The organism is Kribbella turkmenica (assembly GCF_004348725.1).
Taxonomy (GTDB): Bacteria; Actinomycetota; Actinomycetes; order Propionibacteriales; family Kribbellaceae; genus Kribbella; species Kribbella turkmenica.
Genome location: NZ_SMKR01000051.1, coordinates 1 through 12,773, shown reverse-complemented (window position 1 = coordinate 12,773; position 12,773 = coordinate 1). Strand labels below are relative to the sequence as shown.

The following is a 12,773-nucleotide window of genomic DNA, read 5'->3' as shown; positions in this document are numbered from 1 at the left end:
AGCAGTGGTTAGGCTGCCCTAATTAGATCCAGCTGTTCACCCGCCGTGAGCGTGACCGTCACCAAGTCCCCGGCCACCGCGATCCGGTGCGTACCGGAGCGCGCGGCCCGAACGGTCGCCGCCGTGATGCGACCGTCCCGCCAGGTGACGTCGAACGACAACCCGCCCCGAGCCCGCAATCCGCGGAACGAGCCGTCCGGCCAGTCCGCCGGCAGCGCGGGAAGCAGCCGGATCGTGTCGGTGTGACTCTGGATCAGCAGCTCGGGAATGCAGCCGGTCATGCCGAAGTTGGCGTCGATCTGGAAGATGTCGCCGTCGCGGTGCAACAGGTTGTCCGACACGAGCCGGCTCAGGTAGTCGCCGATCACCGCGGACGCCTTCTCCGGCTCGTACAGCCGGGCCCAGAGCGCGACCAGCCAAGCGGCGGTCCAGCCGCCGTTCGTCGCCCCGGAAGTCCGCAGCTCCAGCGACGCACGAGCGGCTGCGGCCCACTCCGGCGTACGGTCCGGGTCGATCTCCGCACCCGGGTAGAGGCCGTAGAGGTGCGACTGGTGGCGATGCTGCGGCTCGGAGGGTTGCCAGTCGGTCGGCCACTCGTGCAGCCGGCCGTCCGGCGTGACGCGGATGCCGGGCAGCCGGTCGCGAGCCGCGGCGGCGCGGGCGGCGAGTTCCGAGCTGAGCCCCAACGCTGCTTCCGCCTCGACCAGGTTGGCGAACAGTTCACGGATGAGCCAGCTGTCGTACGTCGAGGTGAGGTCGACCGAGGCCTTCTCGCCGGACGGCAGCACGAAGTGGTGCTCCGGCGCGGTCGAGGGAACGAACTGCAGCCGGCCGTCGCCGTCCTCGACCAGCATCCACAGCACGAACTCGGCCGCACCGGCGATCAGCGGGTACGCCCGGTCGCGAAGCCAGTCCTGGTCCTGCTGGAACCGGTAGTGCTCCATCAGGTGCGCGGTCAGCCAGACGCCGCACGTCGCGCACATCGACCACACCGGGTCGTCGCCGCCGTCGCCCACCGGCCAGGTCGCGCGCCAGATGTCGGCGTTGTGGTGGGAGACCCAGCCCGGGGCGCCGTACAGGATCCGGGCGGTCTCGGCGCCGGACTCCGCCAGGCCCTCGAGCAGGTCGGTGAGCGGGTGGAAGCACTCTGCCAGACCGGTGAGGTCGGCGGGCCAGTAGTTCATCTGGGTGTTGATGTTGTTGGTCCAGTCGCTGGCCCACATCGGCCGGCGGTCCTGGTTCCAGATGCCTTGCAGGTTGGCCGCCTGCGTCCCGGGGCGGGACGACGCCATCAACAGGTAGCGACCGAAGTTGACGGCCAGCGCGACCAGGTCCGGGTCGTTGCGGCCGGCAGCGACCGACCTGATCCGCTCATCGGTCGGCAGGTCCACCGGCTCACCGAGCCGCAGCTCGGCACGCTCGTACAACGAGACGTGATCGTCCAGGTGCCGCCCACGAAGCTTCTCCACGGACACCGCGTTCACCGCGGCGGTCGCCTCGCGCAACGCCACCAGCGGATCCCGTCCCGGGGACACCTTCCAGCCGGCGAACGTGCTGGCCGCTGACAACACCACGGTCAGGCTGTCGGCGCCGCGGACGGCGACGCCTTGATCCGTCACCGTTGCCGTGCCGTTCTGCTTGATCGCACGGAGTGCGACACCGAAGCCGATCCCTCGTCCTTCCTCGTACCGGATCGGGTCCGGGCTCTGCCGGTACTCGATGGTCAGATCGGACGGTGCGTGACCGACGACCCCATAGATGCCGTCAGCAACCTCCGCCTCGACCGGATGCTGACTCGTCAGCTCGAGGTCGAGGTCGATCGACCCCGGCCGGTCGGCGGTGATCGTCCACACCATCACCTGATCGGGTGTGGACACGTACGTCTCCCGCCGGAACCGCGCGCCGTCGACCGTGTAGTCGACGGCGGCGATCCCGGTGTGGAGGTCCAGACCTCGTCGGTAGTCCTGTGGTTCCCCGGTCGCGCGGATCAGCAGGTCGGCGAGCGGTTGGTACGACTCGACCAGCGGGCCCTGCAAGGCTCGCGTCCGCTCCGTCGCCGCCAGCTGATCACCTTCGTCCAGCAACATCTGCCGTACGTCGGCCAGCACCGCCGGACCGTCCGTCACGGTCAGCGTGCGCGGGCCGTCGCCCGACCAGACGTCGTCGAGGTTGAGCACGATCCGCTCCTCGGCGATCCGGCCGAACACCTTGGCGCCGAGGTGGCCGTTGCCCAGCGGCAACGCTTCGAACCAATCGGCGGCGGGGGTGTGGAACCACAGTTCGTGCGACATCTACTTACTTGCTCCCGGACTTGTACTTGTCGTAGGCCTGCTGCTGGATCTCGAGGTACCGCTTCATGCCGGTGCTGTCGAGGCCCTTCACGTACGCGTCCCACTCGGCGTCGATGTTCTTCGACCCGGTGATGAAGGCCAGCTGGTTCTGGTTCACGTAACTGTTCAGGTTCGTCTGCAGCGTGGCCAGTTCACCACTGAGGCTCGGGTCCGGCCAGACCGACGTCTGCGGGAACCACTGCGCCTTGTCCTCGTGACCCTCGTACAGCTTGGTCGCCTGGAACAGCCGCCGTTCGAGGCCGGCGCCGGTGTAGATGTCGGCGGGCACGACCTGGGCGTTGCGGTAGGCCAGGGTGTTGTTGTACTGCCCGAGCGCACCCCAGTTGATGTTCTTCGGCGCGTCCTGCTTGGGCTTGTACAGCGGCTTGACCTTCTCGTCGAGCGCGATGTCACCCGGACCCGGCTTGGTCCAGCCGACCCCCTCCGGGCCCATGTTGGTCGTCATCTGGCCCTCGTCGGTGTAGATGTAGTCCAGCATCTTGATCGCCGCGACCTGGGCCTCCTTGCTGGCCTTGTTGGTCAGCAGGAACGTGTAGCCGGTCGACGTCGGGTGGTTCAGGCCGGTGTAGCTCTTGCCCTCGGGACCGGTCAGCGGCGGCACCGCGTCGTACTGCTTGTCCCGGCCGTCCTTGGAGTCGAGCTGGACGAAGATGCCCGGCCACAGCACCGGCACCGCCCCGAGCACGACCGCCTTCGGGTTGTTGCCCTGCGCCTGCAGCGCGGCGGCGTTCTGGGTGAACGCGGCCTGGTCGATCAGCCCCTCCTGGTAGAGAGAGTTGATGTACTTCAGCCCCGCCTTCCACTGCTCGGACGTCACCGGCGTGACGACCTCGTCGCCGTTCAGGGTGACCAGCGACCGGACCCCGTTGTTCGCGCCGACCGGGTCGTAGGCGAAGGCGTTCATCAGGTACGGGATCAGGCTGCTGTCCTGGACGTCGGTGGTCATCGGGATCTCGTCGGCCTTGCCGTTGCCGTTCGGGTCCTGCGTCTTGAAGGCGGTCAGCACTTTGCGCAGGTCCTCGGTGGTCTTCGGCATCTGCAGGCCGAGCTTCTTCAGCCAGGCGCTGTTGATCCACAACTTGTCCGGATAGGTGCAGTGGTAGCAGTCGGCCCACTGCGGCAGCGCGTAGATGTGACCGTCCGGCGCGGTCGACATCTCCTTGTACGTCTTGTTGGAGTCGAGCGCCTTCTGGATGTTCGGCGCGTGCTCCTCGATCAGGTCCTCCAGCGGTACGGCGACGCCCTGCTGGCCGAGCTTGAGCACCTCGGCCTGGGTGAACGCGTCGACCCACGGGATCAGGAAAAACAGGTCCGGGTAGTCGCCGCTGGCCAGCGAGATCTGCCGCTTCTCCTTGGCCGGGCCGGCGTCGTACGTCGTGGTCTGCCAGCGGAACTGGATCTTGAACTTGTCGCTCATGATCTTGGTGACCTGGTTGGTGTCCAGGTTGGTGTTCTGGTCGGCCGGGGTGAAGGTGTCGATGATGACCTTGCCGTCGGCCGAGGTCTCGTTCGCCGCCCCCTGCGCCGACTTGTCCGAGCTGCACGCCGCGAGGGCGAGCGTGCCGGCCACCGCGAGCGCGGCGACTATGCCCACTGTTGAGCGCATTCGTTGTTCCCTTTCTCCGGTTATCCCTTGACCGCGCCGACCATCACGCCCTTGGTGAAGTGGCGGGCGACGAACGGGTAGATGATCAGTACGGGCAGGCTCGAGATGACGATGAGCGCGTACTTGAGGACGTTGGCCAGCTGTTGCTGTTCGAGCTGCTGGGCCAGGTTCTGGGTGGTCGAGCCTCCGGTCACCGTGTTCAGGATCAATACGTTGCGAAGCACGATCTGCAACGGGTACAGGCTCGGGTCCTTCAGGTACACGAGCGCGTCGAAGTAGCTGTTCCACTGGAAGATCGCGTACATCAGCGCGATCACCGCGATCACCGGCTTCGACAACGGCAGCACGATCGACCAGAGGAACCGCAGGTCGCTCGCACCGTCGATGGTGGCGGCCTCGTACAGCTCGTCCGGGATGGTCGAGCGGAAGAACGTCCGCGCGATGATCACCTGCCAGACGCCGATCGCGCTCGGGATCACCATCGCCCACCGGGTGTTCAGCATCCCGAGGTCCTGCACCACCAGGTAGGTCGGGATCAGGCCGCCGGAGAACAGCATGGTGAAGATCAGCAGGCTCATGATCACGTTGCGGCCGAAGAAGGTCCGGCGCGACAGCGGGTAGGCGATCGCGATCGTCAGCGTGACGCTGATCAGCGTGCCGCCGATCGCGTAGATGAACGAGTTGAGGTAGCCCTGCATGATCTGTGGATCGCCGAAGGCCACCTTGTACGCCTGCACACTCGGCTCGACCGGCCACAGCAGCACCCGGCCGGCGCTCACCGCGGACGCGCTGCTGAACGAGTTCGCGACGATGTAGATCAGCGGGACCGCGACCAGGATCAGCGCGACCCAGAGCATGATCTTCACGCCGAACAGGAAGATCGTGTCGGTCCGGGTCTCCGCGATCACGGCCGACTCGGGCCGTTGCGTCGTACGGCGGGATCCCTGCAAGGAAATGGTCATGACCGGAGTCCGTTTCCGGTGATGCGCTTGGCGGCGAAGTTCACGCCGACCAGCAGGAAGAGGTTGATCACCGAGTTGAAGAGCCCGATCGCGGTCGCCATGCTGAAGTCGCCGTTCAGCAGACCGGTCTTGTAGACGTAGGTGGCGATGATCTCGGACTGCGCGAGGTTGAGCGGGTTCTGCAGCAGGAACGCTTTCTCGAACCCGATCGACATGATGTTGCCGACGCCGAGGACCAGGATGATCACCGCGGTCGGCATGATGCCGGGCAGGTCGACGTGCCAGATCCGCTGCAACCGGGTGGCGCCGTCGATCGTGGCCGACTCGTGCAACGCCGGGTCGATGCCGGCGAGCGCGGCCAGGTAGATGACGGCGGAGTACCCGGTGGTCTGCCAGACGTCGGACCAGACGTAGATGTGCCGGAAGTAGTCCGGATTGCCGAGGAAGTCGACCGCCGGGACACCGAACAGCCCGATCGCGTCGTTGACGAAGCCGAGCCGCGGTGACAGCACCAGGATCGTCATCGAGACCACCACGACGGTGGAGATGAAGTACGGCGCGTAGGTGACCAGCTGGGTGATCTTCTTGAACCGGCCGTTGCGGATCTCGTTCAGCGCGATCGCCAGGATGATCGGAATCGGGAAGCTGGCCAGGACGGTGTAGGCCGCGAGGATGAAGGTGTTCTTCACCAGCGTCCAGAACACCGGGTTGGCGAAGAACAGCTCGAAGTTGCGCAAGCCGACCCAGTCGCTGCCCCACGGTCCCTTGACAGGGGTGTAGTTCTTGAACGCGATCACCGCGTTCGCGATCGGGATGTACTTGAAAATCACGAAGTACGCGAGCGGTACGACGACCAGCAGGTACAGCTGCCAGTGCCGGCGCAGGCTGCGGCGGGCCGCGGTCCGGCGGCTGGGGCGCGGAATCGGAGTCGGTTGCACCGCCTCCCGCCGTACCGGAGCCGGCGGCGGTGCGGCCGGTTTCAGGGTTGCGCTCACTCCGCATCCTTCCAATATCCGATAGGATTTCGGGTCGTCCTTCCGGGAGGATGACACACAACCGCGGGCAGCGGAAGAGCCTCACTCCGGCCGATACCAGACCTTGACCGATCGGCTCAGATCCCTTTGTCCACAGGGCTTTCGTCGCGTTGCCTAAGGCAATCGAACGGCAGGAAGCACGAACCGGCCCGGCCGGGTTTCCCGCGGGATCCGGACAGGCCGCAGTCCCGGACGGAGTCGTTCTGAGCCACCGACTCCGGTCCGTACCGCTTTTATTTCCTTAGTGAACTATGTCGCAGTCAACCCGCCCGGGCACACCGCTGTCAACCCCCACCGGATGCCGGGGTGAGGCGACGCCGCTAGTCCACCACCGCACCACACGAGAGGTTGAGGACGGCGCCGGTGATCGGGCCGGCGTGGTCGGAGGCGGCGAACGCGGCGGTGGCACCGACCTCGGCCTTGCGCGGCAGGCGGCCGAGCGCCGTGCCCTTGAGCAGGTGGTCGAGACCGTCCTCGGGGATGTCCCACTCGGGGTGGGTGTCCGGGGTGAAGTTCGGGCGGAGAGCGACGACGCGTACGCCGTACTTGCCGACCTCGCCGGCCATCGTCCGGACCAGACACTCGATCGACGCGCAGGCCAGGCTGAAGCCGCCCATCTCGAAGTCGGCACCGGACTCGCGGGCCGCCGACGAGGACAGCATCATCAGTACGCCGCCGCGCTGCTCGATCATCCGCCGGGCGACGGCGGTCGCGGTGACGAAGTTGGTCCGGGCCGCGTCCTCGACCGGCTGCACGAACTCGTCGACCGAGAGGTCGACCAGCGGGACGTCCTGCTTCACCCGCACGCTCACCGCGTTGAACGCGATGTCGATCCGGCCCGCGATCGACGCCACGTGCTCGTTCACCGAGTCGGCGTCGTACGCGTCGACGACGGCCACGGACGCGGTACCACCGGCGGCGGTGATGTCCGCGGCGACCTTCTCGAGCTTCGCCGGACTCCGGCCGGCCAGGTGGACGGTCGCGCCCTCGGCGGCGAATGACCGGGCGATCGCACCGCCCATCGCGCCGCCGCCGCCGTACACGATCGCGGTCTTGTTCTCGAGCAGCATGATGCAGATCCTCTCGCCGGTACCGACTGTCTCAAGGGCGACGGAGCCGGCCGGCGATCCTCTACATCGGGGCGCGAAGAACCTGACCCGACGATGAAGAACCTGACCCGACCATCACGGGGGAACGGCCGGGCCAGGCACTACCGATGGTACCTCCGATCACCACTCGTGGCCGGGTAAATCGGAGGCGGACTCGCCGGATCGTCCCTACCCTGACGCCATGCAACGTCGCTCCTGAAAGCGCACTCCGCCGCGCACCCGCGGGTGCGCCGCCGTCGTGCGTCACGTCAAGCGTTTGACCTGTAGCCCGGGTCGCGCTTCGTCATGTCCGCACACGCTTCCCGGGAGCATTCACGATGTCTCTGCCCGCGTTCCGGTCGGCCGATCCGGTCCGGACCTACTACTCCTACAACGGCGCCTGGGCGTTCTTCTCCGCGCTGACCTTCACGCTCAGCATGGTGTACTACGTCCGCGACGCCGGCCTGGACCCGCTCCAGATGGTCCTGGTCGGGACCACTCTCGAGCTCGCCTGCTTCCTGTTCGAGGTGCCGACCGGGATCGTCGCCGACCTGTACAGCCGCCGGCTGTCCATCATCATCGGCTTCGTCCTGATCGGCGCCGGCTTCCTGCTGCAGGGGCTCGTGCCGGCCTTCCTGGCGATCCTGGCCGCACAGGTGCTCTGGGGTGTCGGCTTCACCTTCACCTCCGGCGCCGACCAGGCCTGGATCACCGACGAGATCGGCGCCGAGCGGGCGGGCTCGGTGTTCGTCCGCCGTCAGCAGATCGGTCTGTTCGCGACGATCGCCGGCACCGTCGGCGCCGGCGCGCTCGGACTGGTCAGCCTGCCGCTGCCGCTGACCTTGTCGGGCGCCGGGATGATCCTGCTGGCGCTGGTGCTCGCCGCGTTCATGCGCGAGGACAACTTCCACCGGACGCCGAAGGCCGAGCGCGAGACGTTCCGGCAGATGGGCCAGACGTTCAAGCACGGACTCGCGGTCGCCCGGCGGCGTCCCGTCGTACGGATGCTGGTGCTGATCAGCCTGATCTCCGGTCTGTCCAGCGAGGCGTTCGACCGGTTGTGGTCGGTGAAGATCCTCGAGTTCGACTTCCCGACGACCTTCGGCACGTCGGACCCGGCCTTCTGGTTCGCGGTGATCACCCTGGTCGGCACGCTCCTGTCGCTGGTGACCTCGCTGATCCTGAACCGGCTGTCGCCGGATCGGCTCAGCGCCGCGCATCCGAACGGCATCCTCGCGCTGCTCAGCCTCCTGCAGGTGGCCGGCGTGATCGCGTTCGCGTTGCTCGACCACCTCTGGCCGGCGCTGGCCGCGATGTGGCTGCGGACGATCACCGGCACCCTGTCCTGGCCGATCGAGTCCGCGTGGCTGAACCGGCACGTCGACTCGCGGTCCCGCGCGACGGTGATTTCGATGGTGTCGCAGGCGAACGCGATCGGTCAGGTCGTCGGCGGTCCCCCGCTCGGCGCGGTCGGGCGCTCGTCACTGCGCGCGGCCCTGCTCGTGTCCGGCCTCATCCTCACCCCGATCCCCCTGCTGTACCTGCGGCTGCGGCCGGCCCGCGAGGACGTCAGTCTTCCGGCCTGACCCGGACCTCGACCCGGCGACGGTCGTACGTCGACTTGACCAGACTGGCAACCGCGGTGAGGAACAAGGTGCCGGCGATGCAACCGAGCGACGTGAGGATGCCGATGTGCGGCAGGTGGATGGCGCCGATGTCGTCGATGTGCGAACCGTGCAGGGCCTCGATGATCAGCTTCACGCCGATGAACGCGAGGATCACCGACAGCCCGACGTTCAGGTAGATGATCCGTTCCAGCAGCCCGCCGATGAGGAAGTACAACTGCCGCAGGCCCATCAGCGCGAACGCGTTGGCGGTCAGCACGATGTAGGCGTCCTGGGTGAGCCCGAAGATCGCCGGGATCGAGTCAAGCGCGAAGATCACGTTCGCCATCCCGATCGCGGAGATCACGATCACCAGCGGCGTCACCATCCGCCGGCCGTCGACGCGCGTCGTCAGCTTCGCGCCGTCGTAGTCGTGCGACAGCGGAAGGATGCGGCGCATGCCCCGCAGTACGGCGTTCTCCTGGAAGTCTGTGCCGCCGTCGTCCCCCTCGAGCGCCAGGCGGACCGCGGTGTACACCAGGAACGCGCCGAAGATGTAGAACACCCAGCTCGCGGCCGCGATCGCCGCCGCGCCTGCCAGGATGAAGACCGCGCGCAGCACCATCGACACCACGATGCCGACGTAGAGCACCTTGTCCTGCGCCAGACCCGGAACGGCGAACCTGGCCATGATGATCACGAAGACGAACAGGTTGTCCACGCTCAGGCTGTACTCGGTGATGTAGCCCGCCACGAACTCGCCGCCGGTCGTCCTCGGCCCCGGCGCGAACAGGAACAAGCCCACGGCGAACATCCCCGCCAGGCCGACGTAGAACAACACCCACCGGGTCGCGTCCTTGATCGTCACCGAGTGATCCCGCCGCGCGATCACGATCAGGTCGAATGCGACGATCGCCAGCAATCCGGCGATCGTGAGCACCCAGACGGCAGGGGGCATGACAGAGACCATGGCGAACCTCCGGACGACGGCATGAACAGCTTGGCCCGGAGGTCTCTTCCGCCCGGGCGATCGGCCGGCGATCACCCGGGCCGGCAGCACCGGTTCGGCCGCCCGGGCCTCCCGTGATGACGACACTGCCGCTGTCGGGGCGCCGGGGCTCGCGCACCCGAGAGGAATACTCCCCTCCACAACACAGCAACTATATCCAGCACCAATACAACCATCAGATCGTATACCGGATACTGGCTGCACGCCAGGTGCACGGTCTCCCTGCAGCCTCACCCGCTCCGCCGGCGCCCATCCCCCGTTCGTGCTGTCGTGGTCACGGGGTGACGGGCGCCCTGCGCCGGAGGGTTTTCAAGTGGTGCAGGTTCTCGCCGGTGAAGATCGTGAGCGCGGTCCAGATGAGGGCGAAGCCGGCCAGGCGTTCGGGGGGCATGGGTTCGGCGAAGACGAAGACGCCGAGGGCGAATTGGACGGACGGCGTCAGGTACTGCAGCAGGCCCAGGTAGGTGAGTGGGATCCGCGTGACCGCGCCGGCGAAGAAGAGGAGGGGAATCGCGGTGGCGGGGCCGGCGGCGATGAGGAGGAGGGTAGTCGTCCAGCCGGCGTGGATGAAGGTGGCGCGACCGACGAGGTCCAGCCAGACCAGGTAGCCGAGGACGACCGGCAGGATGATCGTCGCTTCGACGGCGAGGCTTTCGACTGCTCCGGTGGCCGCCTTCTTCTTCAGGACGCCGTACGCCGCGAAGCTGAGCGCCAGCCCGACCGCCACCCACGGCACCTGTCCGTAGTCGAGCGTCAGCCACGCCACCGCGAGCGCGGCCAGGCCGAGCGCGAACCACTGTGGTCGCCGCAGCCGTTCGCGGAACAGCACGACGCCGACCAGAACCGTGATGAGCGGGCTGATGAAGTAGCCGAGCGACGTCTCCACCACCCGCTCGTGGTTGACGCCCCAGATGTAGAGGTACCAGTTGACGGCGATGATCACCGCGGCCGCGGCGAGAAGCTTCAGCGCGGCCGGACGCTGCCGGAGCTCCCGCCACCAGCCGGCGCGTGGCCGTACCCGGAGCAGCAACGCGATGATCCCGAGCGTCCAGACGAACCGGTGCGCGAGTACTTCGACCGCGCCGGCGTTGTCGAGCAGACGCCAGTAGAGCGGAAGCAGACCCCAGATCCCGTACGTCGCCGCACCGTAGAGCAGACCTCGGTTCATCGACTCGTGCTCGTCCGAGCCGGGCACCCGAACCGGCGATCCGGCTGTCGGGGTAGGCGCAGGCATCTGGGTTCTCCCTCCGTCTCGTCAGCTCACTTCACGACCCGGTACTTCAGGTGGGTGACGCCGGGCGCCTCCACGGCCCGCACCTGTTCGAGCCGCACGTTCGCGGCCCCGGATTCACCGAAGATGCGCGAACCGCCGCCGAGCAGCAGCGGGACGACGTGCAACTCGAGCTCGTCCAGCAACCCCGCCGCCAGATACTGCTGCACGACGTTGCCGCCGCCCCACAACATCACGTCCTTGCCGCCGGCGGCCTTCTTCGCCTGGTCGAGCGCGGACTCGATCCCGTCGGTGACGAAGTGGTACGTCGTACCGCCGGCCATCTCCACGGACTCCCGCGGGTGATGCGTGACGACGAACACCGGATAGTGGTACGGCGGGTCGTCGCCCCACCAGCCCTTCCACTCCTCGGCGTCGTTCCAGTCGCCGCCGCCGATCGGGCCGAACATGCCCCGGCCCATCACCGCGGCACCGATGTTCTCCCGGACCTCCTCGACGACCCGGGCGCTCTCGTTCTCCTCGCCGCCTTCCTTGCCGTGGGACTCGCGCCAGGTGGCCAGCGGGACCACCCAGTCGTGCAGGCTCTCGCCACCCTCGCCGAGCGGGTTCTGCACGCTCTGGTTCGGGCCGGCGACGTAACCGTCCAGCGAGATCGAGATATGGCACTTGAGCTTGCTCATCGTTCCTCCTGGTGGGCTTTGCACCCAGCATGGAACGGCCGACAGATGACGTCTAATGCCAATTTCTCCAGGAACACATTGATATTCTTGATTTATGCTCAGCCCAGTCCAGCTCAAGGTTCTCGCCACGGTGGCGCGCTACGGGTCCGTGACCGAAGCGGCCAGAGAGCTGCACTACTCCCAGCCGTCGGTGAGCCATCATCTGTCCCGCCTGGAAGCGGCCACCGGCGTCAAGCTCGTCCAGCGTGTCGGCCGTGGCATCCGGTTGACTCCCGAAGGAGAACTGCTCGCCAACCGCGCAGCCGAGATCATCGGACGCATCGAAGCGGCGACCACGGAACTGGCCGCCCACGTCGGGTTGCAGGCCGGCCGGGTCCGGCTGGCCGCCAACGCGTCCGCGCTGAGCACGCTCGTTCCGCGCGCGGCCACCGCGTTGGCCGAGGACCACCCGGCGCTCGAGCTGAACCTGATCGAGCGCCACCCCGTCGAGGCCCTGCAGTCGCTGCGGCACGGCGAGATCGACGTCGCCCTCATCTTCCGGTACGCCGACGCCCCGCAAGAACAGGACGGCTTCCGCCTCACCCACGTCGGCTACGACTCGATCTATCTCCTCAGCCTGCAACCCGACGACAGCATCGCCAACCACCGCGACTCCGCGTGGATCGGCGGCTGCGAACGATGCCAGGAAGAACTGGTCACCGTCTGCCGGCAGGAAGGCGTCACGCCGCGGATCGCGTCGCTGAGCGACGAGATCGTCGTCGTCCAGGCCTTCGTCGCCGCCGGCATCGGCGTCGCCACCATTCCCGGCCTCGCCCTCCAGGCCCACCGCCACCCCGGCATCCAGGCCACCGAGGTGCCCAACTACCGCCGCCAGCTCTTCGCCGTCACCTACGGCGAACCGCCGGACCCGCCCGCCACCACCGCCCTGATCGAAGCCCTCCAGAACGCCGCCCGCTGAGGCGCCGACAACGGTTCCGAGGATGTGACTGTCCAGTTCCTGACGCCGTACTGGCGTTCGCCGACCGGGAGCGGCAAGGGTTGACGGCAGTCGAGGAGACGGGAAGGGCGTATGACGAGCAGCAACGCCGGAGACGACCGCACCACCGACAAGCACCGGGAGGCGACCGGCTTCCAGGAGCAGGCGCCGTACGACGAGTCGATCGATCTGCGCACCGACTTCGTCATGGTGTACGGCCTCAACGACAGTA

The 12,773-nt window shown here is 67.3% G+C and carries 10 protein-coding genes; 2 read left to right on the top strand and 8 right to left on the bottom strand.

What is annotated here, in order from left to right:
• Positions 1 to 8 precede the first annotated feature (8 nt).
• The 5 genes from E1218_RS14045 to E1218_RS14025 all read right to left on the bottom strand — a co-directional run bounded on the left by E1218_RS14045 (position 9) and on the right by E1218_RS14025 (position 7,023).
• On the bottom strand, positions 9 to 2,291 hold the full coding sequence (locus E1218_RS14045; protein WP_132320086.1) for a glycoside hydrolase family 95 protein: 2,283 nt from the start codon (positions 2,289 to 2,291) through the stop codon (positions 9 to 11).
• Between the two features lie 4 nt (positions 2,292 to 2,295).
• A complete protein-coding gene (locus tag E1218_RS14040; RefSeq protein WP_132320084.1) occupies positions 2,296 to 3,957 on the bottom strand; it encodes a type 2 periplasmic-binding domain-containing protein in 1,662 nt (553 codons plus the stop codon).
• A gap of 20 nt (positions 3,958 to 3,977) precedes the next feature.
• On the bottom strand, positions 3,978 to 4,919 hold the full coding sequence (locus E1218_RS14035) for a carbohydrate ABC transporter permease (protein ID WP_132320082.1): 942 nt from the start codon (positions 4,917 to 4,919) through the stop codon (positions 3,978 to 3,980).
• Positions 4,916 to 5,914: an ABC transporter permease gene (locus tag E1218_RS14030; RefSeq protein ID WP_132320080.1), complete on the bottom strand. Its 999-nt coding sequence runs from the start codon at positions 5,912 to 5,914 to the stop codon at positions 4,916 to 4,918. Before E1218_RS14030 ends, E1218_RS14035 begins: the two co-directional genes overlap by 4 nt.
• Positions 5,915 to 6,273: 359 nt before the next feature.
• The gene (locus E1218_RS14025) at positions 6,274 to 7,023 is read right to left on the bottom strand and encodes an SDR family NAD(P)-dependent oxidoreductase (protein ID WP_132320078.1); all 750 of its coding nucleotides are present in this window, start codon (positions 7,021 to 7,023) and stop codon (positions 6,274 to 6,276) included.
• 356 nt (positions 7,024 to 7,379) lie between these two features.
• Between E1218_RS14025 and E1218_RS14020 the strand changes: the two genes are divergently transcribed.
• Complete coding sequence (locus E1218_RS14020; RefSeq protein ID WP_132320076.1) at positions 7,380 to 8,627, top strand: MFS transporter; 1,248 nt, start codon at positions 7,380 to 7,382, stop codon at positions 8,625 to 8,627.
• Here the strand turns inward: E1218_RS14020 and E1218_RS14015 are convergent.
• The 3 genes from E1218_RS14015 to E1218_RS14005 form a co-directional block, all read right to left on the bottom strand.
• Entirely contained in the window at positions 8,611 to 9,603 is a 993-nt protein-coding gene (locus tag E1218_RS14015) for a TerC/Alx family metal homeostasis membrane protein (protein ID WP_132320074.1), read from the bottom strand. The genes E1218_RS14020 and E1218_RS14015 overlap by 17 nt on opposite strands.
• A gap of 325 nt (positions 9,604 to 9,928) precedes the next feature.
• Positions 9,929 to 10,888, bottom strand: a complete 960-nt coding sequence (gene rarD / locus E1218_RS14010) for an EamA family transporter RarD (RefSeq protein ID WP_233712215.1) — start codon at positions 10,886 to 10,888, stop codon at positions 9,929 to 9,931.
• A 26-nt stretch (positions 10,889 to 10,914) separates the two neighbouring features.
• Entirely contained in the window at positions 10,915 to 11,565 is a 651-nt protein-coding gene (locus tag E1218_RS14005; RefSeq protein ID WP_132320072.1) for a dihydrofolate reductase family protein, read from the bottom strand.
• Between the two features lie 94 nt (positions 11,566 to 11,659).
• On the opposite strand from E1218_RS14005, the gene E1218_RS14000 reads away from it, so the two are divergent.
• The gene (locus E1218_RS14000) at positions 11,660 to 12,523 is read left to right on the top strand and encodes a LysR family transcriptional regulator (RefSeq protein WP_132320070.1); all 864 of its coding nucleotides are present in this window, start codon (positions 11,660 to 11,662) and stop codon (positions 12,521 to 12,523) included.
• Positions 12,524 to 12,773 lie beyond the last annotated feature (250 nt).

Bases quoted from the DNA above. Each gene is read 5' to 3' on its own strand.
- E1218_RS14045 (WP_132320086.1), bottom strand. From the start codon at position 2,291: ATGTCGCACGAACTGTGGTTCCACACCCCCGCCGCCGATTGGTTCGAA.
- E1218_RS14040 (WP_132320084.1), bottom strand. From the start codon at position 3,957: ATGCGCTCAACAGTGGGCATAGTCGCCGCGCTCGCGGTGGCCGGCACG.
- E1218_RS14035 (WP_132320082.1), bottom strand. From the start codon at position 4,919: ATGACCATTTCCTTGCAGGGATCCCGCCGTACGACGCAACGGCCCGAG.
- E1218_RS14025 (WP_132320078.1), bottom strand. From the start codon at position 7,023: ATGCTGCTCGAGAACAAGACCGCGATCGTGTACGGCGGCGGCGGCGCG.
- E1218_RS14020 (WP_132320076.1), top strand. From the start codon at position 7,380: ATGTCTCTGCCCGCGTTCCGGTCGGCCGATCCGGTCCGGACCTACTAC.
- E1218_RS14015 (WP_132320074.1), bottom strand. From the start codon at position 9,603: ATGCCCCCTGCCGTCTGGGTGCTCACGATCGCCGGATTGCTGGCGATC.
- rarD (WP_233712215.1), bottom strand. From the start codon at position 10,888: ATGCCTGCGCCTACCCCGACAGCCGGATCGCCGGTTCGGGTGCCCGGC.
- E1218_RS14005 (WP_132320072.1), bottom strand. From the start codon at position 11,565: ATGAGCAAGCTCAAGTGCCATATCTCGATCTCGCTGGACGGTTACGTC.
- E1218_RS14000 (WP_132320070.1), top strand. From the start codon at position 11,660: ATGCTCAGCCCAGTCCAGCTCAAGGTTCTCGCCACGGTGGCGCGCTAC.